The organism is Modicisalibacter sp. (genome assembly GCF_055145905.1).
The window spans coordinates 40994-58740 of record NZ_JBSREH010000001.1 but is presented as its reverse complement, the minus strand read 5'-3'; the positions used below and the strand labels follow the sequence as shown (position 1 = coordinate 58740).

General features: G+C 68.0%; 18 protein-coding genes. 1 reads left to right on the top strand and 17 read right to left on the bottom strand.

Features of this window, described 5'->3' with window-relative positions:
• The first annotated feature begins 465 nt into the window (after positions 1–465).
• Complete coding sequence (locus ACTCB7_RS00265) at positions 466–1524, top strand: 3-deoxy-7-phosphoheptulonate synthase (RefSeq protein WP_463005153.1); 1059 nt, start codon at positions 466–468, stop codon at positions 1522–1524.
• Between the two features lie 63 nt (positions 1525–1587).
• Here ACTCB7_RS00265 and ACTCB7_RS00260 read toward each other — a convergent pair whose 3' ends face one another.
• The 17 genes from ACTCB7_RS00260 to ACTCB7_RS00180 form a co-directional block, all read right to left on the bottom strand.
• The gene (locus ACTCB7_RS00260; RefSeq protein WP_463005152.1) at positions 1588–1941 is read right to left on the bottom strand and encodes a cytochrome o ubiquinol oxidase subunit IV; all 354 of its coding nucleotides are present in this window, start codon (positions 1939–1941) and stop codon (positions 1588–1590) included.
• The gene (locus tag ACTCB7_RS00255; protein WP_463005151.1) at positions 1938–2561 is read right to left on the bottom strand and encodes a cytochrome c oxidase subunit 3; all 624 of its coding nucleotides are present in this window, start codon (positions 2559–2561) and stop codon (positions 1938–1940) included. Before ACTCB7_RS00255 ends, ACTCB7_RS00260 begins: the two co-directional genes overlap by 4 nt.
• Complete coding sequence (locus ACTCB7_RS00250; RefSeq protein ID WP_463005150.1) at positions 2558–4669, bottom strand: cbb3-type cytochrome c oxidase subunit I; 2112 nt, start codon at positions 4667–4669, stop codon at positions 2558–2560. The genes ACTCB7_RS00255 and ACTCB7_RS00250 overlap by 4 nt, the downstream gene beginning before the upstream one ends.
• The gene (locus tag ACTCB7_RS00245; protein ID WP_463005149.1) at positions 4666–5634 is read right to left on the bottom strand and encodes a cytochrome ubiquinol oxidase subunit II family protein; all 969 of its coding nucleotides are present in this window, start codon (positions 5632–5634) and stop codon (positions 4666–4668) included. Before ACTCB7_RS00245 ends, ACTCB7_RS00250 begins: the two co-directional genes overlap by 4 nt.
• 201 nt (positions 5635–5835) lie before the next feature.
• Entirely contained in the window at positions 5836–8040 is a 2205-nt protein-coding gene (gene ppk1 / locus ACTCB7_RS00240; protein WP_463005148.1) for a polyphosphate kinase 1, read from the bottom strand.
• Positions 8041–8083: 43 nt separating this feature from the next.
• Positions 8084–9091, bottom strand: coding sequence for a porphobilinogen synthase (hemB, locus tag ACTCB7_RS00235; protein WP_463005147.1), 1008 nt, complete (start codon positions 9089–9091; stop codon positions 8084–8086).
• A gap of 162 nt (positions 9092–9253) precedes the next feature.
• Entirely contained in the window at positions 9254–10051 is a 798-nt protein-coding gene (tatC, locus tag ACTCB7_RS00230; RefSeq protein WP_163650030.1) for a twin-arginine translocase subunit TatC, read from the bottom strand.
• Entirely contained in the window at positions 10048–10446 is a 399-nt protein-coding gene (gene tatB, locus ACTCB7_RS00225; protein WP_163650031.1) for a Sec-independent protein translocase protein TatB, read from the bottom strand. Before tatB ends, tatC begins: the two co-directional genes overlap by 4 nt.
• Before the next feature lie 6 nt (positions 10447–10452).
• Entirely contained in the window at positions 10453–10728 is a 276-nt protein-coding gene (tatA, locus tag ACTCB7_RS00220) for a Sec-independent protein translocase subunit TatA (protein WP_163650032.1), read from the bottom strand.
• 30 nt (positions 10729–10758) lie between these two features.
• Positions 10759–11097, bottom strand: a complete 339-nt coding sequence (locus tag ACTCB7_RS00215; RefSeq protein ID WP_163650033.1) for a phosphoribosyl-ATP diphosphatase — start codon at positions 11095–11097, stop codon at positions 10759–10761.
• A 49-nt stretch (positions 11098–11146) separates the two neighbouring features.
• Positions 11147–12769 (bottom strand): ubiquinone biosynthesis regulatory protein kinase UbiB, encoded by a 1623-nt coding sequence (ubiB, locus tag ACTCB7_RS00210; RefSeq protein ID WP_463005146.1) that lies wholly within the window; start codon positions 12767–12769, stop codon positions 11147–11149.
• The gene (locus ACTCB7_RS00205) at positions 12766–13413 is read right to left on the bottom strand and encodes a ubiquinone biosynthesis accessory factor UbiJ (protein WP_463005145.1); all 648 of its coding nucleotides are present in this window, start codon (positions 13411–13413) and stop codon (positions 12766–12768) included. Before ACTCB7_RS00205 ends, ubiB begins: the two co-directional genes overlap by 4 nt.
• 7 nt (positions 13414–13420) lie before the next feature.
• On the bottom strand, positions 13421–14167 hold the full coding sequence (gene ubiE / locus ACTCB7_RS00200; protein WP_463005144.1) for a bifunctional demethylmenaquinone methyltransferase/2-methoxy-6-polyprenyl-1,4-benzoquinol methylase UbiE: 747 nt from the start codon (positions 14165–14167) through the stop codon (positions 13421–13423).
• 154 nt (positions 14168–14321) lie between these two features.
• Positions 14322–14705 carry a gamma-butyrobetaine hydroxylase family protein gene (locus ACTCB7_RS00195; protein WP_463005143.1) on the bottom strand — a complete coding sequence of 128 codons (384 nt, stop codon included), beginning with the start codon at positions 14703–14705 and terminating at the stop codon, positions 14322–14324.
• Positions 14706–14893: 188 nt separating this feature from the next.
• Positions 14894–16219 (bottom strand): ATP-dependent protease ATPase subunit HslU, encoded by a 1326-nt coding sequence (gene hslU / locus ACTCB7_RS00190; protein WP_163650038.1) that lies wholly within the window; start codon positions 16217–16219, stop codon positions 14894–14896.
• A 2-nt stretch (positions 16220–16221) separates the two neighbouring features.
• Positions 16222–16743: an ATP-dependent protease subunit HslV gene (gene hslV, locus ACTCB7_RS00185; protein WP_163650039.1), complete on the bottom strand. Its 522-nt coding sequence runs from the start codon at positions 16741–16743 to the stop codon at positions 16222–16224.
• A gap of 322 nt (positions 16744–17065) precedes the next feature.
• Positions 17066–17746 (bottom strand): SPOR domain-containing protein, encoded by a 681-nt coding sequence (locus ACTCB7_RS00180; protein ID WP_463005142.1) that lies wholly within the window; start codon positions 17744–17746, stop codon positions 17066–17068.
• Between the last annotated feature and the right edge of the window lies 1 nt (position 17747).

Here is a 17747-nt window from a genome sequence, read left to right as displayed (position 1 = left end):
AATTCACCAGATTTCGGAGACGACCATGACCCCCAGCCACCTGACCCGCATTACTGCGACTGCCCGGCCTTCGGCCGCCGGCGAGTTCGCGCGCGTGGGTGGTGGCTACGGTTATTGGTACTGGTTTACCGGCGGTGCGCCCGCCGGCGCGGCCCTGTAGGCCGAGCCGCGAGCGCACCCTGAACTGCCAGGGTTGCCTCCCTAGAACCCCCGTCGGCAACCCGGCGGGGGTTTTTTATTGGCACCTCGGTGCCGCGACATGTTCACGAGGAGACTGACTCATGACCCGCAAGCCCTTTGCTGACCACGCGTTCCAGGCCGGTTATTGCAGCGGGGGCTATTGGCGATTTAGCGGCGCTCGGTCAGTGCAGTCGGCCACCTCTGACCGGGCAAGCATGGGTGGCCAACGACCGTCCCGATGTACCCATGCCCGCCCGTGAGGCGGCGCCACTGCAAGAGAGCGCCATGAACGCCCCCATGACCCTGAACACCGCCAACCCTACCGAGAGCCGGTCTCACCTGGCCTTGCCCACGCCCGCCGATCTGCGTCGCGAGCTGCCCGTCGAGCCGCCCCTGGCCGAGCGTATCGCCACGCAGCGCCAGGCGATCCGCGATATCCTCGAAGGCCGTGACGACCGCCTGCTGGTGGTGGTCGGCCCCTGCTCGATCCACGATCCGGATGCTGCCCTGGCCTATGCCGAGCATCTGGTAGCCCTCAACCGCCGCGTCGAGGACCGCCTGCTGCTGGTGATGCGTGTCTACGTCGAAAAGCCGCGTACCACCGTGGGCTGGAAGGGGCTCGCCTATGACCCGCATCTGGACGGCAGTGACGACATGGCCGGCGGGCTCGCCATCTCGCGGCGGCTGATGCGTGACATCGCCGCGCTGGGCCTGCCGGTGGCCACGGAGCTTTTGCAGCCGATGGCGGCCGCCTACTTCGATGACCTGATCGCCTGGGCGGCGATCGGTGCTCGCACCACCGAATCGCAGATTCATCGTGAGCTGGCCAGCGGCCTCGAGGCGGCGGTGGGCTTCAAGAACGCCACCGACGGCGGCATCGGGGTGGCGATCGACGCCATGCGCTCCGCCGCCCATGCCCATCGCCACTTCGCTATGGACGCCCACGGTGGCCCGGTGATGCGCGAGACCGCCGGCAATCCCTACACTCATCTGGTGCTGCGCGGCGGCCACGACGGGCCCAACTATGCGGCCGACAGCGTCGCCGCCAGCCGCCGGGCGCTGGAGGACGCCGGGCTGCCGGCGAGAATGCTGGTGGATTGCAGCCACGCCAACTCGTCCAAGGATCATCGCCGTCAGCCCGAGGTACTGCGCGACGTGCTGGCCCAGCGCCTGGCCGGCGAGAGCGGCCTGATCGGCGTGATGCTCGAGGGCCATCTCGCCGAGGGCAAGCAGCCGCTGGTGTCCGGCGCGCTGCGTTACGGGGTGTCGATCACCGATGCCTGCCTGGGCTGGGAGGATACCGCCGCGCTGCTCGAGGAGGCCGCCCGCCAGCTGAGCGGCTGAACCGGGGGGAACGACAGCGCCCATTGGCGCTGTCATGCCCTCGCGCCCTGTACCGCGCCCCGTTCAGGGCAGCATGGCCGGCATCATGCGTCCGTACAGGTTGAAGATGATCCACAGCGTACCGCCGGCCATCAGGATCAGGATCAGCGTCGAGAACAGAATCAGGTGCAGGTCCTCGCGCTTCTGTCGGGCCAGCGAGATATGCAGGAAGAAGCGGAAGTGGACGACGAACTGAACCAGCGCGAAGCCGCCGATCGCCCAGAGCAGCGTCACCCGCGGCCAGCCGCTCCAGGCGACCAGGGCGAAGGGCACCAGGGTCAGCGCCAGCGCTAGGCCGTAGCCCCACAGGTAGCTGCCCAGTTCGTGCCTGCGCTCGTTCTCGTCGATCGTGTCGGATTGGCGTTGCGAGTCGCTCATGCCAGGCCTCCCAGATAGACCAGCGAGAAGATGCCCACCCAGACGATGTCCAGGAAGTGCCACAGCAGCCCCAGGCGCACCAGCCCGGTCTTGACCCCGGTATCCAGGCCGTGGACGCACATCTGCACCATCAGTACCACCATCCACAGGCAGGCGCTGGCGACGTGCAGGCCGTGCAGCGGCACCAGGGCGAAGAAGGCCGAGAGGAAGCCGCTGCGGCTGGGCACGCCGCCTTCGCCGGCCATCTTGTGAAAGTCATGCAGTTCGAAGCCGATGAAGGCCAGCCCCAGCAGCAGGGTCACGCCCAGCCAGGCCGTCAGCCAGCCGCGGCCATGGCGATACTTGAGGCAGTAGGACGCCAGGCCGTAGGTGAAGCTGCTGGTCAGTAGCAGCAGCGTCTCGATGAAGGCGCTCTTCATCGTGAAGAGCTCGCCGGGCCCGGGGCCGCCGGCCAGGGCATCGAGCTGGGTGACATAGTTGGCGAAGAGCAGTCCGAAGACGATCAGATCGCTCATCATGAACACCCAGAAGCCGAACACCAGCACCTCGCAGGCGTCATGGGCTTCCTGATGGGCACGGCCCAGGTTGAGGCCCGGATGTCTGGACGGCGTCGCGGTCATTGCACGGCTCCCGACACGGGGGCGGCGGGCCGCCCGCGGTTGCTGGTTTCCTGCTCCCGGTCACGCGTGACGGCGGGGGTCTCGGCGACCTGCCGCAGCCACGCCTCGTGCGTCTCGCGCACCTCCTCGGCGCGGATGACCTTGGTAGTCCGGCGTACGAAGCTGCGCGCGATCAGCGCGCCCAGGGAGGCCACGCCGGCAAGAATTACCAGCCACCACAGGTACCACACCAGGCCGAAGGCCATCAGGAAGCCGGTCACGGTGAGGATCGGCCCCAGGGCGCTGTTGGCCGGCATCGTGATGTCGCGGTATTCGGCGGGGCGCTGGTAGGCCTGGCCGAGGTCCTTCTCGCGCATGAAGGCATCACGGCTGGAGACCTCGGGAATCACCGGGAAGTTGTACTCCGGCACCGGCGCCGGGGTCGCCCACTCGAGGCTGCGACCGTCCCAGGGGTCGCCCACGGGCACGCGATTGGCGTGGCGCTGGCGCAGGCTCAGCCAGAACTGCATGACCAGGCTGAACAGGGCGAAGAGCACCACCAGGGCACCGATGCCGGCGACGATCGTCCAGGGCAGATAGGCCGGCTCGATGAAGCCCACGGCCCGGCGCGGCATGCCCAGCAGCCCCAGGGCATAGAGCGGGAAGAAGGCCAGCATGAAGCCGGCGATCCAGGCATAGGCGGCGCGATAGCCCCAGCGCTGTTCGAGGCGGAAGCCGAAGGCCTTGGGGAACCACATCTGGTAGCCGGCGAGCATGCCGAACAGCAGGCCCGGCACCAGCATGTTGTGGAAGTGGGCGACCAGGAACAGGGTATTGTGCACCTGGTAGTCGATGGACGGATTGGCCAGCAGGATGCCCGTCATCCCGCCGATCACGAACAGGATGAGAAAGCCCAGCGCATAGACCATGGGGATCGTCAGGCGCACCCGGCCCCGGAACATGGTCAGCATCCAGTCGTAGATCTTCACTCCGGTGGGTACGCCGATCAGCATGGTGGCGATGCCGAAGGCGGCGTTGATGCTGGGCGACTGGCCCATGGTGAAGAAGTGGTGCAGCCACACCGTGAACGACAGCACGGCGATGCACATCGTGGCGATGACCAGTCCCTTGTAGCCGTACAGGCGCTTGCCCGAGAAGGTCGAGAACACCTCCGAGAAGACCCCGAAGGCGGGCAGGATCAGGATATAGACCTCGGGGTGGCCGAACAGCCAGAACAGGTTGACGTAGTTCATCATGTCGCCGCCGAGGTCCTGGGTGAAGAAGTGGAAGTCCAGGTAGCGGTCGAGCGCCAGCATGGCCGTGGCCACGGTCAGCGGCGGCATGGCGAAGATCATCAGGATCGAGGTGCACAGCGCCGTCCAGCAGAACAGCGGCATGCGGAACAGGTGCATGCCCGGGGCGCGCTCCTTGTAGATCGTCACCGCGAAGTTGATGCCGGTCATCGTCGAGCCCAGCGACGACAGCGTCACCGCCCAGATCCAGTAGTCGACCCCGGCGCCGGGGTTGAAGGAGGCCTCGGTGAAGGGTGGATAGCCGCTCCAGCCACCGGTGGAGAACGGCGTGAGCACCAGCGAGACCATGATCAGCGCCGCGCCGGCCGCGGTCAGGCCCAGGCTGATCGAGTTCATCACCGGAAAGGACAGGTCCCGGGCGCCGATCTGCAGCGGCATCACGTAGTTGATCACCCCGGTGAGAAACGGCATGGCCATGAAGAAGATCATGATGGTGCCGTGGGTGGTGAAGAACTCGCCGAAGTGCTCGGCCGAGAGGAAGCCGCCGTCCAGGCCGACCGCCTGCTGGGCGCGCATGAACGCCGCCTCGATGATCGCCCGCGCCAGCATGACCAGGGCCACGACGATGAACATGATGCCGATGCGCTTGTGGTCGACGCTGGTCAGCCAGTCCGACCACAGTGCCTTCCATTTGCCGTAGCGGGTGATCAGCACCACCGTGGCCAGGGCCCCCAGCACCACCAGCGAGGCGGCGGCGGTGACGATCGAGCCGTTGACGATGTGCGAGAGGGTGGGTTGCTCGACCATCTCCCAGAAGGGCAGGGCATGCCAGTCGAGGCGACCCAGCGCGAGGTCGAGGAAGTGATTCAGCGTCACGGCGTGCCTCCCTGCGGCTGATGAAGCGGTGTCTGGCGAGCACTCGTGACCACGGGGCCGGGCAGCAGGGCCTGCACCGGCCCCCCCGCGACGATCGCCGAGAACAGGCCGTCCGGGATGGCCGAGAAGCGCAGGGCGTCGTCGCCCATGCCATCCAGCGCCCGGGTCAGCTCGGGCACGGTATTGCGCCCGTCCAGGATCTGGTAGGTCGGGCGGTCAAGTGCACGGCCTTGCCGGCGTACGCGCTCGACGAAGTCGGAGAATGCCGCTGGCGACACCGCCCGAGCGGAGAAGCGCTGCGTGTGGAAGCCCTTGCCGTTGTACTGCGAGTTCTCGCCGCGAAAGCGGCCGGGGCCGTCGGCGGCCAGGTGCAGCCGCGTGACCATGCCGTTCATGGCATAGACCTGGCTGCCCAGCGAGGGAATGAAGAACGACTGCATCACAGTATCGGAGGTCAACTCGAGCGCCAGCGGCCGGTCGGCGGGAAAGACCAGCTCGTCGACGGTGGCGATGTGCTGGTCGGGATAGATGAACAGCCATTTCCAGTCATAGCCCACGACCTGCACATGCAGTGGCTCGTTGTCCGACGGCAAGGGATTGTAGGGATCCAGCGCGTAGGTCTGCCGCCAGAGAAAGACCGCGAGGATCGCCACGATCAGGAAGGGAACCCCCCAGATGAGGTATTCCAGCCGCCGCGAGAAGCTCCAGCGTGGCCGGTAGGTGGCGCGGCGGCCATAGCGATAGCGCCACACGATGACCGGCGTGAGCACGAAGACCGGCAACACCACCACCAGGGTAATGGCGATGACCAGCCAGAAGTGGTCGCGCTGGGCCGCGGCGATCGGCCCCTGGGGGGCGAGAAAGCTCAGGTTGGCATAGCTGCATCCGGCCAGGGCCGGCATGACGGCGAGCCCGGCAGCGAAACGGCCGAACCGCCGTGGGAACGGCGGGGTGGTGTCGGTCACGGGGGCCTCCCTACATCCCTGTCGGTCTGGACACGTGACGGTATCGATGCTCCGGCCGACCATGAGGCGGCGGCGCGGTCCGGGCCGACCTTTCCATGCCGGCGCGTCGTGCCCGAATGACCGGCGGCCATCGGACTTGTCTCGAAGTGTCTTTAAACGTAGAGGATGAACGGGGCGGACTCAAACGCCCCGTGCAGGGAATCAGGCGCGGGCCGCGTAGGCGTAGAGCAGGGTTTCCTGGGCGCTGATCGGTGCGGCCTCGCCCGGCTGCTGCTGGCGGTAGCTGCCGTCCTCCTGCAGCACCCAGCTCTGGCAGTTGTCCACCAGGTAGGTTTCCAGGTCCTTGCGGACCCGCTGGGCCAGTTTCTTGTCGAGGATGGGAAAGCCGGTCTCGACCCGGTGGAACATGTTGCGCTCCATGAAGTCGGCGCTCGATGCCCAGGTCTCGGGCTTGCCGTCGTTGTGGAAGTGGAATACGCGGGTGTGTTCGAGGAAGCGACCGATGATCGAGCGCACGCGGATGTTCTCCGAGATGCCGGGCACCCCGGGACGCAGGCAGCACATGCCGCGGATGATCAGGTCGCACTGTACCCCGGCGCGCGAGGCGCGATACAGGGCGCGAATCAGCTTCGGCTCGGTCAGCGAGTTGCACTTGATGATCAGGTGGGCCTTCCGGCCCTTCTCGGCGACCTTCGCCTCGCGGTCGATCATCGCCACCAGCCGCTCGTGGAGCACGAAGGGGGCGTGCAACAGGCGTTCGATGCGGCGCGGCTTGCCCATCCCGGTGAGCTGCTGGAAGACCATGTGGACGTCCTCGCAGAGCGTTTCGTTGGCGGTCAGCAGGCTGTAGTCGGTGTAGAGCCGGGCGGTCTTGGCGTGATAGTTGCCGGTGCCCAGGTGGGCGTAGTAGCGCAGCTCGCCCTTCTCGCGGCGCACGATGTGCAGCATCTTGGCGTGGGTCTTGTAGGCCATCACGCCGTAGATGACGATCGCCCCGGCCTCCTGCAGCCGCGAGGCCAGCGCCAGGTTGTCGGCCTCGTCGAAGCGCGCACGCAGTTCGATCACCACCGTGACTTCCTTGCCGTTGCGCGCCGCCTCGACCAGCGCGCCGACGATCGGCGAGTCGGCGCCGGTGCGATAGAGCGTCTGCTTGATCGCCAGCACGTCGGCGTCCCGGGCCGCCTCGCGCAGCAGGTCCTCGATCGGCGTGAACGACTGGAAGGGATGGTGCAGCAGCACGTCGCCCTGGCGAATGACCTCGAACAGGCTGGTGTCGGACTTGAGGTTCTTGGGCAGCCCCGGCGTGAAGGGGCGGTAGAGCAGGTCCGGCCGGTCGATATCGCCGATCACCGACATCATGCGCGTGAGGTTGACCGGGCCGTTGACCCGATAGAGATCCTGCGGTTCGAGCTCGAACTGGGTGAGCAGGAAGCTCGCCAGCTCGTCCGGGCAGTTGTCGGCGACCTCGAGGCGCACGCCGTCGCCGTAGCGCCGGGCCAGCAGCTCGCCGCGCAGCGCCGAGGCCAGGTCCGAGACTTCCTCGGGGTCGACCGACAGGTCGGCATTGCGGGTCAGGCGGAACTGGTAGCAGCCGCGTACCTCCATGCCCGGGAACACCTCCTGGGCATGGGCGTGGATCATCGACGACAGGAACACGTACTCGGTGTAGCCCGCCTCGGTCAGGGGCTCGGGCAAGCGGATCACCCGCGGCAGCGAGCGCGGCGCCGGCAGGATGGCCAGCCCGCCCTCGCGGCCGAAGGCGTCCTTGCCCTCGAGCTCGACGATGAAGTTGAGGCTCTTGTTGACCAGCCGCGGGAAGGGGTGCGAGGGGTCCAGCCCGATGGGGCTGATGACCGGCATGATCTCCTCGTCGAAGTACCCGCGGACCCAGTCGCGCTGGGCCTCGGTCCACTGCGCGCGGCGCCGGTAGCGGATGCGCTGCTCCTCGAGCGCGGGGATGAGCACGTCGTTGAGGATGTGATACTGGCGATCGACCTGCTCGTGGGCGATGCGCGAGATCTCCGCCAGCACCCGGCGCGGGGCCATGCCGTCGGCACCGGTGTCCTCGTTGCCCAGCATCACCTGGTGCTTGAGGCCGGCGACACGGATCTCGAAGAACTCGTCGATGTTCGACGAGAAGATCAGCAAGAACGTCAGCCGGTTGAGCAGCGGATGCGACGGGTCCAGCGCCTGCTCGAGCACGCGGATATTGAACTGCAGGTTGGAGAGCTCGCGATTGAAGTACAGCGAGGGATCGTCGAGCTCGGTCTCCGGCGAGGGCGTGGGCTTGGCGTGGATGCCGGTGCGGGTGCGGTTGACCCGCAGCGGCGGCGCCTCGCCGGCGTCGCTCGGGGCCTCGTCGGTGAGCGCTTCGGGGGGTGAGGGTTGGCGGCGCGGTGCATCCATCGCAAGACTCCTGCGCGACGGGAGGGCCGGCAGCCCTCCGCGATTATTGATTGAGCAACTGGGCGGCGCGCTTGGCGAAGTAGGTGAGGATGCCGTCGGCGCCGGCGCGCTTGAAGCACATCAGCGACTCCAGGATCACGGCATCGGCCTCCAGCCAGCCGTTCTCGAAGGCCGCCATGTGCATGGCGTACTCGCCGCTGACCTGGTAGGCGAAGGTCGGCACCCGCAGTTCCTGCTTGACGCGCTGCACCACGTCCAGATAGGGCATGCCCGGCTTGACCATCACCATGTCCGCACCTTCGGCGATGTCCATGGCGGCCTCGTGCAGGGCCTCGTCGCTGTTGGCCGGGTCCATCTGGTAGGTGGTCTTGTCGGCCTTGCCGAGGTTGCCCGCCGAGCCCACGGCGTCGCGGAAGGGGCCGTAGTAGCGCGAGGCGTACTTGGCGGAATAGGCCATGATGCGGGTGTTGTGCAGCGCCTCGCGTTCCAGCACGTCACGGATCGCGCCGATCCGCCCGTCCATCATGTCCGAGGGCGCGACCACGTCGGCGCCGGCCTCGGCGTGGGAGAGCGCCTGCTTGAGCAGGGTCTCGACGGTGCGGTCGTTGAGCACGTAGCCGTGCGCGTCGAGGATGCCGTCCTGGCCGTGGCTGGTGTAGGGGTCGAGCGCCACGTCGGTGATCAGGCCCAGCTCGGGGCAGGCGTCCTTGAGGGCGCGCACGCTGCGCTGGACTAGGCCGCCGGCGTTGAAGGCCTCCTCGGCGAACTCGCTCTTCAGCGCCGGGTCGACCACGGGGAACAGCGCCAGGGCCGGAACGCCCAGCGCCGCGACCTCGCGGGCCTCCTCGATCAGCAGGTCCAGCGACAGGCGCTCGACGCCGGGCATCGAGGGCACGGCCTCGCGCCGGCCCTCGCCCTCGAGCACGAACACCGGCAGGATCAGGTCGTCCGGGGTCAGGGTCGACTCGCGCATCAGGCGCCGCGAGAAGGCGTCCTTGCGCATGCGGCGCATGCGGGTGGTCGGGTACTGGCGTGACGTTAGCTGACTCAACGGAATTCTCCAGTGGTGATGGGATCGCGTCCGCCAAGGGAAGCAGCCTGCCCGAAAGCGATGACAGGAACGTGACGATGGCGGGCATCCCCCGAGTATAACAAGGCCGTGAACGCCGGGGATGCCACCGCCTGTCGCACCCGGCCGAGGGCCGGGCGCGACTCAGGCCGCGTCGTCGGGGGTGTCGTCGCCATCGGTCGCGCGGCGGCGACGCACCAGGCGGCCGAACAGGATGCCGATCTCGTAGAGCAGCCACATCGGCACGGCCAGCAGGCTCTGCGAAATCACGTCCGGCGGGGTCATCAGCATGCCGATCACGAAGCAGCCCAGCACCACGTAGGGGCGCTTCTTCGACAGGCTCTCGACGCTGGTGGCGCCGGTCCAGATCAGCAGGAAGGTGGCGATGGGAATCTCGAACGCCACGCCGAAGGCGAAGAACAGCTTCAGCACGAAGTTGAGATACTGGTTGATGTCGGTCATCACCGCCACGTTCTGCGGCCCGGTGTGGACGAAGAAGTCGAACAGCAGCGGGAAGACCACGTAGTAGGCGAAGGCCGCGCCGCCGTAGAACAGCGCCACGCTGGAGACCAGCAGCGGCACCGCCAGCACCTTCTCGTTCTCGTAGAGGCCGGGCGCCACGAAGGCCCAGATCTGGTGCAGGACGAAGGGGATGGCGACGAACACCGCCACCACCAGGGTCAGCTTGAAGGGCGCCAGGAAGGGCGAGGCCACCTCGGTGGCGATCATCTGCGACCCTTCGGGCAGCAGCGCCATCAGCGGGTCGGCGACGAAGGTGTAGATGTCGTTGGAAAAGGCGTACAGCGCCAGGAAGATCACGCCGATGGCGATCACCGACCGCATCAGCCGCGAGCGCAGCTCGATCAGGTGCTCGATCAGCGGGGCCTGGGGCGTGTCGTCCTGGCGCTTGTCGTCGTCACGCGGGGAAGAGGTTTCGCTCATCGCGGCGTGGAATCCTTGTCGGCGGAAGCGGGCGGCGCCGACTCGGGGGCGGTCGACGCCTCGACCGGCTCGTGGGCGGCCGGGTCGGCGGTGTCAGCGGGTGACGGCGAGGCGGCCTCACGACGCGACGGCTCGCCCTCGACGCTGCGCTCGACATCGCGCCGCGCCTTGTCGAGCCCCGCGTTGAGCTTGCGGTCCTGCTCGGCGAGCTTCTGGCGCAGCTCCTCGGCCTCGAGCTGGGCGCTGATCTCGCGCTGCATGCCGGACACGCTGCGCTTGATGCGACCCACCCACAGGCCCACCGTGCGGGCCGCCCGGGGCAAGCGCTCCGGGCCCAGCACCAGCAGGCCGACCACGCCGATCAGCAGCAGTTCGAGAAAGCCGATGTCGAACATGGGCGCTTACTTCTGCTCTTCCTTGTGGCTGTCGCGCCGGGCGTCGCCGTGCTGCTCGGCCTTGACGTCATAGGTGTTGCCGTCGTCGTCATGACGCACCTGACGCTGGCTGTCGTCGGGCTTGTCCTTGTCGGCGCCGTCCTCCTCGTGCATGGCCTTCTTGAAGCCCTTGACGGCCCCGCCGAGGTCGCCGCCGATGTTGCGCAGCTTCTTGGTGCCGAAGATCAGGATGATGATGCCGAGAACGATCAGCAGTTGCCAGATACTGATTCCACCTAACATGAACTTTCTCCCCTCGGGTCTCGCCCGGATTTATTCGTTGCTGCGGGCGGCCTTCTCGTCCAGCCCGGAGATGCCGAAGCGGCGTGCCAGTTCATCGAGCACCGCCTGCGACTCGATGCCCAGGTGCGACAGCATCACCAGACTATGAAACCACAGGTCGGCGGTTTCGGCGACTACTGCCTGACGCTGCGTGTCAACGCCATCCGCGGCGTCCTTGGCGGCGATGATGGTCTCGGTGGCCTCCTCGCCGACCTTCTCGAGAATCTTGTTGAGCCCCTTGTGATGCAGGGATGCCACATAGGAGGAGTCGGGGGCGGCCTGCCGGCGTTGCGCGAGTACCGCATCGAGCTGTTGGAGAATATCGCTCATCGATGACAATCCTGAGTCAGTGGTCGAAAGGGCCTGATAAATCAGTTGCCTAGCGCCAGGCCAGCAGCACGGCGCCGAGCGCCGCGGCGGTCAGCACCGGCCAGGGCTGCTCCAGGGCCCAGGCCTGCAGGGGCTGCCAGGCCAGCGCCAGGGCCAGCACCAGCGCCCCGACGCGCAGCCGCCGCGAGCGGCGTGTCTCCTGGGCCATGTCGTCGTGGATGCGGGTCAGCGAGTCGACCTGCTGGCGCCGCTGGCGCTGCTCGCTTTCCACCCGGGCCAGCGCCTGGTGGGCCAGTACCGGCAGCTCCGGCAGCTGGCGGCTCAGCTCGGGGGCCTGCTTCTGCAGCGAGGCCCACAGCCCGCGCGGGCCGGCGCGTTCCTTCATCCAGCGCTCGAGATAGGGCTTGGCGGTCTGCCACAGGTCGAGATCGGGGTAGAGCTGGCGGCCCAGCCCCTCGATGTTGAGCAGGGTCTTCTGCAGCAGCACCAGCTGCGGCTGGACCTCCATGTTGAAGCGCCGGGCGGTCTGGAACAGCCCCAGCAGCACCTGGCCGAAAGAGATGTCCTTGAGCGGCCGCTCGAGGATCGGCTCGCACACCGCGCGGATCGCCGCGGCGAACTCGTTGGCGCGGGTGCCCTCGCCGACCCAGCCGGACTCGATGTGCAGCACGGCGACTTCATAGTAGTCCTGATGGAAGAAGGCCAGCAGGTTGCGCGCCAGATAGTCCTGGTCCTCGCGGGTCAGGCTGCCGACGATGCCGCAGTCGATGGCGATGTACTGCGGGTCGCGGGGCTTGCCGCGGGCGACGAAGATGTTGCCCGGGTGCATGTCGGCATGGAAGAAGTTGTCGCGGAACACCTGGGTGAAGAAGATCTCCACGCCACGTTCGGCGAGCCGCTTCAGGTCGGTGCCCTGGGCCTGAAGCGCCTCCAGGTCGGCCACCGGGATGCCGTGGATGCGTTCCTGAACCAGCATCCGCCGACGGGTCAGCGGCCAGTGGATCGACGGCACGTAGAGCAGCGGCGAGTTCTTGAAGTTGCGCTTGAGCTGCGAGGTGTTGGCGGCTTCCTTGTGCAGGTCGAGCTCGTCGAACAGCGTCGCCTCGTAGTCGGAGACCACCTCCACCGGACGCAGCCGGCGCGCCTCGGGCACGCGCCGCAGCAGCCGCGCCAGGGCGTACATCAGGGCGATGTCCTGGCGCATCACGCGGTCGATGCCCGGGCGGATCACCTTGACCACCACGTCCTCGCCGCTGTGCAGCCGGGCGGCATGGACCTGGGCCACCGAGGCGGAGGCCATGGGGGTGGCGTCGAAGTGCGCGAAGGCGGTCTGCACGCTGCACTCGAGCTCTTCCTCGATCACCGCGCGCGCCCGCTCGCCGGGAAAGGGCGGTACCTGGTCCTGCAGGCGCCGGAGCTCGTCGGCGATGTCCGGCGGCAGCAGGTCGCGGCGGGTCGAGAGCATCTGGCCGAACTTGACGAAGATCGGGCCCAGCGATTCCAGCGCCAGCCGCAGTCGCCGTGCCCGCGAGTGGGAGCCGGTGGGCAGCAGGCGCAGCGGCGACAGCCTGACCGCCAGCCGCAGCAGGGGCGGCAGGCGGTCGAGCGGAATCAGGGTGTCCAGGCGGTAGCGGGCGACGACCCAGAGAATCCGCAGCGCTCGCAGGTTCACGTCATCGGCTCCCGGCGTCGGGCATCCAGCTTGCGCTGCAGGCGCGCCAGGCGAGCCTCGAGCCGGTCGGTGGCGACTTCCAGCTCGGTGAGATGGTCGCGCAGCACCTCGCGCTGGGCCTGGCCGGGCAGCAGCCGGGCTTCCTCGAAGACATACTCGGCCAGGTCGGTGCGCAGCTCGTGCTGGCTGCGCAGGCCGAAGCGGGCGAAGCGCCGCAGGCCCTCGGCGAGGCTGTGGGCGGGCACGTCGCCGAACCACTCGGCCAGCGCCGCCTCCCAGTCGAGATCGAGATCCATCAGCAGCTCTCGGGTCGCCTCGAGCAGGTGGGTCTGGCCGCGCAGCGACAGCCGGCCGCTGAACATCAGGTGTTCCAGGGATTCGCCGGCGAGCAGCGAGCCCAGCGCCTCGCAGTCGGCCTCGACGACCGCGTCGGCGTCGGCCTCCTCGGCCTGGGGGGCGTGAAGCAGGCCGAGGCCCTGGGTGTGGAAGGTCACCAGCAGGGCCAGGCTCGGGCGCTCCAGGCGCAGCAGCAGGCGCTTGCCGGCAAGCCGGCGCAGGCGGCCGGGCGCGGCGGGGTCGCGGGCCAGCAGGGAATTGAAGGTCTTTTCCGCGCAGGCCAGCAGCAGGACGGGGGTCAGTGCCATCGGAACCTCAGAGCTTGATGCCGCGATGCAGGGCGACGATGCCGCCGGTCAGGTTGGTGTACTCGACACGCTCCAGCCCGGCTCGTTCCATCATCCCCTTGAGGGTTTCCTGGTCGGGATGCATGCGGATGGATTCGGCCAGGTAGCGGTAGCTGTCGGCGTCGTTGGCGACGAGCTCGCCCATCCTGGGCAGCAGGCGGAAGGAATACTCGTCGTAGGCCTTCGACAGCAGCTGATGGGTGGGCTTGGAGAACTCCAGCACCAGCAGCCGGCCGCCGGGCTTGAGCACCCGGGCCATGGAGGCCAGGGCGGCATCCTTGTCGGTGACGTTGCGCAGCCCGAAGGCGATGGTGATGCAGTCGAAGGTGTTGTCGGCGAACGGCAGGCACTCGGCGTTGGCCTGCACGTATTCGACGTTGCCGCCGACGCCGTGGTCGAGCAGCTTGTCGCGGCCCACGTTGAGCATCGAGGCGTTGATGTCGGCGAGCACCACGCGGCCGCTGGGGCCCACCAGACGGGAGAACTTGAGGGTCAGGTCGCCGGTGCCGCCGGCGATGTCGAGGACCGACTGGCCGCGACGCACCCCGGCACGCTCCAGGGTCAGGCGCTTCCACAGCCGGTGGATACCCAGCGACATCAGGTCGTTCATCAGGTCGTAGCGGCTGGCCACGGAGTGAAAGACATCGGCCACCCGGGCGGCTTTTTCCTCCACGGGCACTTCCTGATAGCCGAAGTGGGTCGTGCGCTTGGTCATGGGCTTCCCTTGTCTGTGGCGGCGAACCGCCCGCCGGGCCCGGCATGGTGCACCGGGCCCGGCGGGGGACGGCCGTGCGGGCCGCTGTCGTTGCGAAGTGGGCGCCATTGTAGCGTCGCCGGGCGTGGCTTGTCTGCGTCGCCTTGCCGCCGCCTTACAGCTGCCGGACGGGGATGCCCAGTGGTTCGCGCGAGGCGCCGGCGGCCTCGAGCCGCTTCAGGTAGTCGGCCCAGTTGGCCTCCTGACGGATGGCCAGGTCGTGGAGATAGTCCCAGCTGTAGAGGCCGGTGTCGTGGCCGTCGTCGAAGTGCAGCTTGAGGGCGTAGCGCCCGGCCTGGGTGATGTTCGTCAGGCCCACGTGCTTCATGCCGGTCTGCAGCTTGGCGGTGTCGGGGCCGTGGCCGCGCACCTCGGCCGAGGGGGAGTAGACGCGCAGGTACTCGGCGGACAGGCGATAGGTGGTGCCGTCGGCGTAGCCGAGCTCGAGTTCGCGCGTCTGACGGTGGTAGTGCACGCGGGTGGGGATCGGGGCGGTCATGGTATGCCTCCGCTTCTGGCGTGATGGAGGAGCGCGGCTATCCCGGTGACAGGTCGTCGTGGAGGCACTGTGAACCCGTCCCTGGGCGTTACCGATGCCATCCATGGCATCGGACCTCCACTTTGACCTGTCCCCGGCGCCGCGCGGTCCGCATTCTGGAACGTGCCGCTTGTGGCGCGCTGCCAGGCTTAGAGGATATACCGCGACAGATCCTCGTCCTTGGCCAGCTCGCCGAGCTGCGAGTCGACGTAGGTGGCGTCGATGACCAGCGGCCCCTGCAGGTCGCCGCCCTGGTAGGAGGCTTCCTCGAGCAGACGCTCCATCACCGTGTGCAGGCGGCGCGCGCCGATGTTCTCGGTGCCCTCGTTGACCTGCCAGGCGATCTCGGCGATGCGCGCGATGCCGTCCTCGGCGAACCGGATCTCCAGCCCCTCGGTGGCCATCAGCGCCTGGTACTGCTTGGTCAGCGAGGCGGAGGGCTCGGTGAGGATGCGCTTGAAGTCCTCGGGGGAGAGCGCCGAGAGTTCGACCCGGATCGGCAGGCGACCCTGCAGCTCGGGAATCAGGTCCGAGGGCTTGGACAGGTGGAAGGCGCCCGAGGCGACGAACAGGATGTGGTCGGTACGCACCATGCCGTGCTTGGTGGAGACCGTCGAGCCCTCGATCAGCGGCAGCAGGTCGCGCTGCACGCCCTCGCGGGAGACCTCGCCACCGCTGGACTGGCCACTGCCCTTGGCGACCTTGTCGATCTCGTCGAGGAAGACGATGCCGTTCTGCTCCACCGCCTCGACGGCGCGACGCTTGATGTCCTCCTCGTTGACCAGCTTGGCGGCCTCCTCGTCGCGCAGCAGCTGCCAGGCATCCTTGACCTTGACCCGCTTGGTCTCGGTCTTCTGCTTGTTCATGCTCGAGAAGAGGTTCTGCAGCTGGCTGGTCATCTCCTCCATGCCCGGCGGGGTCATGATGTCGACGCCGGCGCCCTGGGGCGTGACCTCGATGTCGATCTCCTTGTCGTCGAGCTGGCCCTCGCGCAGCTTCTTGCGGAAGGCCTGGCGGGCGGCGGAGTCGTCGCGACCGTGGTCGTACTCGCTGCCCCGCGGGCGCGGCAGCAGGGCGTCGAGGATGCGGTCCTCGGCGGCGTCCTCGGCGCGGTGGCCGACCTCTTCCTTGGCCTGTTCGCGGACCATCTTGATCGCCATCTCGACCAGGTCGCGGATGATCGACTCGACATCGCGGCCGACGTAGCCGACCTCGGTGAACTTGGTCGCCTCGACCTTGATGAACGGCGCCCGGGCCAGCTTGGCCAGACGGCGGGCGATCTCGGTCTTGCCCACCCCGGTGGGGCCGATCATCAGGATGTTCTTGGGCGTGACCTCGGGACGCAGCTCGTCGTCGAGCTGCATGCGCCGCCAGCGGTTGCGTAGGGCGATCGCCACCGCCCGCTTGGCGTCGTGCTGGCCGATGATGAACTGGTCGAGCGCGTGAACGATCTCGCGGGGGGTCATCTGGGACATGGTCAGGCGAGCTCCTCGAGGACGACGTTGTGGTTGGTGAAGACGCAGATGTCGGCGGCGATATCCAGTGACTTGGCGGTGATCTCCTTCGCCGAGAGCTCGGTGTTGTCGAGCATCGCGCGGGCGGCGGCCAGGGCGTAGTTGCCGCCGGAGCCGATGGCGATCACGCCGTACTCCGGCTCCACCACGTCGCCGTTGCCGGTGATGATCAGCGAGGCGGTCCTGTCGGCCACCACCAGCATCGCCTCGAGGCGGCGCAGGGCGCGGTCGGTACGCCACTCCTTGGCCAGCTCGACCGCGGCCTTGGTGAGGTGGCCCTGGTACTTCTCCAGCTGGGCCTCGAAGCGCTCGAACAGCGTGAAGGCGTCGGCGGTGCCGCCGGCAAAGCCGGCCAGCACCTGGCCGCGGTAAAGGCGGCGCACCTTGCTGGCATTGCCCTTGAGTACCGTGTTGCCCAGGGACACCTGGCCGTCGCCGGCCAGGGCGACCTGGTCGTTGCGACGCACGGAAACGATAGTGGTCATAGCGCGGGAAGCTCCGTTGCTGGGCGACGCCGACGGGTCGCCCGATGACGAATGGTGCATCGGGCCGGGCCGATGCTCGCTCAAATGGATAGCAGGGGAGATGCGGGCGGCAGGGCCTGAAATCAAGCACGGCTGGTCAAGCACGGCCGGTTAGGTGCGGCCGGCCAGGCACGGCTGGCCAGCCGCGATCTCTTCGGCAGGCTGGTCATCCCGAGCCTGGCCGTGGGAGCGACTTCAGTCGCGAGGAATCGGCCACCGGGCCGCGCTATCGGGGAGTATCCGGCGGCCGCCCGCCGAGACGGGCGGACGGTGCCTGGCCGGGTCACTGCTGCAGGCGGATCATCAGCGGCTCGATGCCCTGGGTGACCATCAGGTCCTTGGCGCGGCTGAGCTCGCGGGTGTCGTCATAGGGGCCGACCTGCACGCGATGCCAGGTCTGGTTGCCGTTGGCCTTGACGTCGGAGATCTTGGCCTTGAGGCCCAGGTCGCTGAGGCGCCCGGCGAGCCGCTTGGCGTCGGGCATGTCGCGGAAGGAGGCGGCCTGGAGCATGTAGCTGGCCGCCTTGGCGGCCTTGTCGCCCTTCTTCGTCGTCGTCGAGGTTCCGGGGCGAGGCGTGGACTGGTAGGCCTCGACCTTGGGCGCCACGACCTCGGATTCCGGCAGCAGGGTGTAGAACTCGAAGGTCGGCATGGCCGGTTCGTTGCTGCCGGCCTCGGCCGCGCTCTTGTCGGCGGCCTTGCTCCCGGCCGGTGCGGCTGCCGTGCCACTGGCCTGCTGGGTCGCCGGCTTGGGCATCAGCGCCGCCACCGGTGGAGCGCTCTGCTGAAAGTACTGCGCGAGCGCGAAACCGGCGACCAGGCCGATCAGGCCGCACAGCCAGCCGGGCACACGCAGCCCTCGTGACGGTGCCGAGGACGCCGGCTTCTTGCTGCGTGTCGTCGCGCCCTTGCGGGGCGTGGCGTTGCGGCGGCGATTGCTGCCGGCGGCGGCGCTGCGAGCCATG

Coding starts and splice junctions, on each gene's coding strand:
- ACTCB7_RS00265 (WP_463005153.1), top strand. CDS start 466: ATGAACGCCCCCATGACCCTGAACACCGCCAACCCTACCGAGAGCCGG.
- ACTCB7_RS00260 (WP_463005152.1), bottom strand. CDS start 1,941: ATGAGCGACTCGCAACGCCAATCCGACACGATCGACGAGAACGAGCGC.
- ACTCB7_RS00255 (WP_463005151.1), bottom strand. CDS start 2,561: ATGACCGCGACGCCGTCCAGACATCCGGGCCTCAACCTGGGCCGTGCC.
- ppk1 (WP_463005148.1), bottom strand. CDS start 8,040: ATGGATGCACCGCGCCGCCAACCCTCACCCCCCGAAGCGCTCACCGAC.
- tatC (WP_163650030.1), bottom strand. CDS start 10,051: ATGAGCGAAACCTCTTCCCCGCGTGACGACGACAAGCGCCAGGACGAC.
- tatB (WP_163650031.1), bottom strand. CDS start 10,446: ATGTTCGACATCGGCTTTCTCGAACTGCTGCTGATCGGCGTGGTCGGC.
- tatA (WP_163650032.1), bottom strand. CDS start 10,728: ATGTTAGGTGGAATCAGTATCTGGCAACTGCTGATCGTTCTCGGCATC.
- ACTCB7_RS00215 (WP_163650033.1), bottom strand. CDS start 11,097: ATGAGCGATATTCTCCAACAGCTCGATGCGGTACTCGCGCAACGCCGG.
- ACTCB7_RS00205 (WP_463005145.1), bottom strand. CDS start 13,413: ATGGCACTGACCCCCGTCCTGCTGCTGGCCTGCGCGGAAAAGACCTTC.
- ubiE (WP_463005144.1), bottom strand. CDS start 14,167: ATGACCAAGCGCACGACCCACTTCGGCTATCAGGAAGTGCCCGTGGAG.
- ACTCB7_RS00195 (WP_463005143.1), bottom strand. CDS start 14,705: ATGACCGCCCCGATCCCCACCCGCGTGCACTACCACCGTCAGACGCGC.
- hslU (WP_163650038.1), bottom strand. CDS start 16,219: ATGTCCCAGATGACCCCCCGCGAGATCGTTCACGCGCTCGACCAGTTC.
- hslV (WP_163650039.1), bottom strand. CDS start 16,743: ATGACCACTATCGTTTCCGTGCGTCGCAACGACCAGGTCGCCCTGGCC.
- ACTCB7_RS00180 (WP_463005142.1), bottom strand. CDS start 17,746: ATGGCTCGCAGCGCCGCCGCCGGCAGCAATCGCCGCCGCAACGCCACG.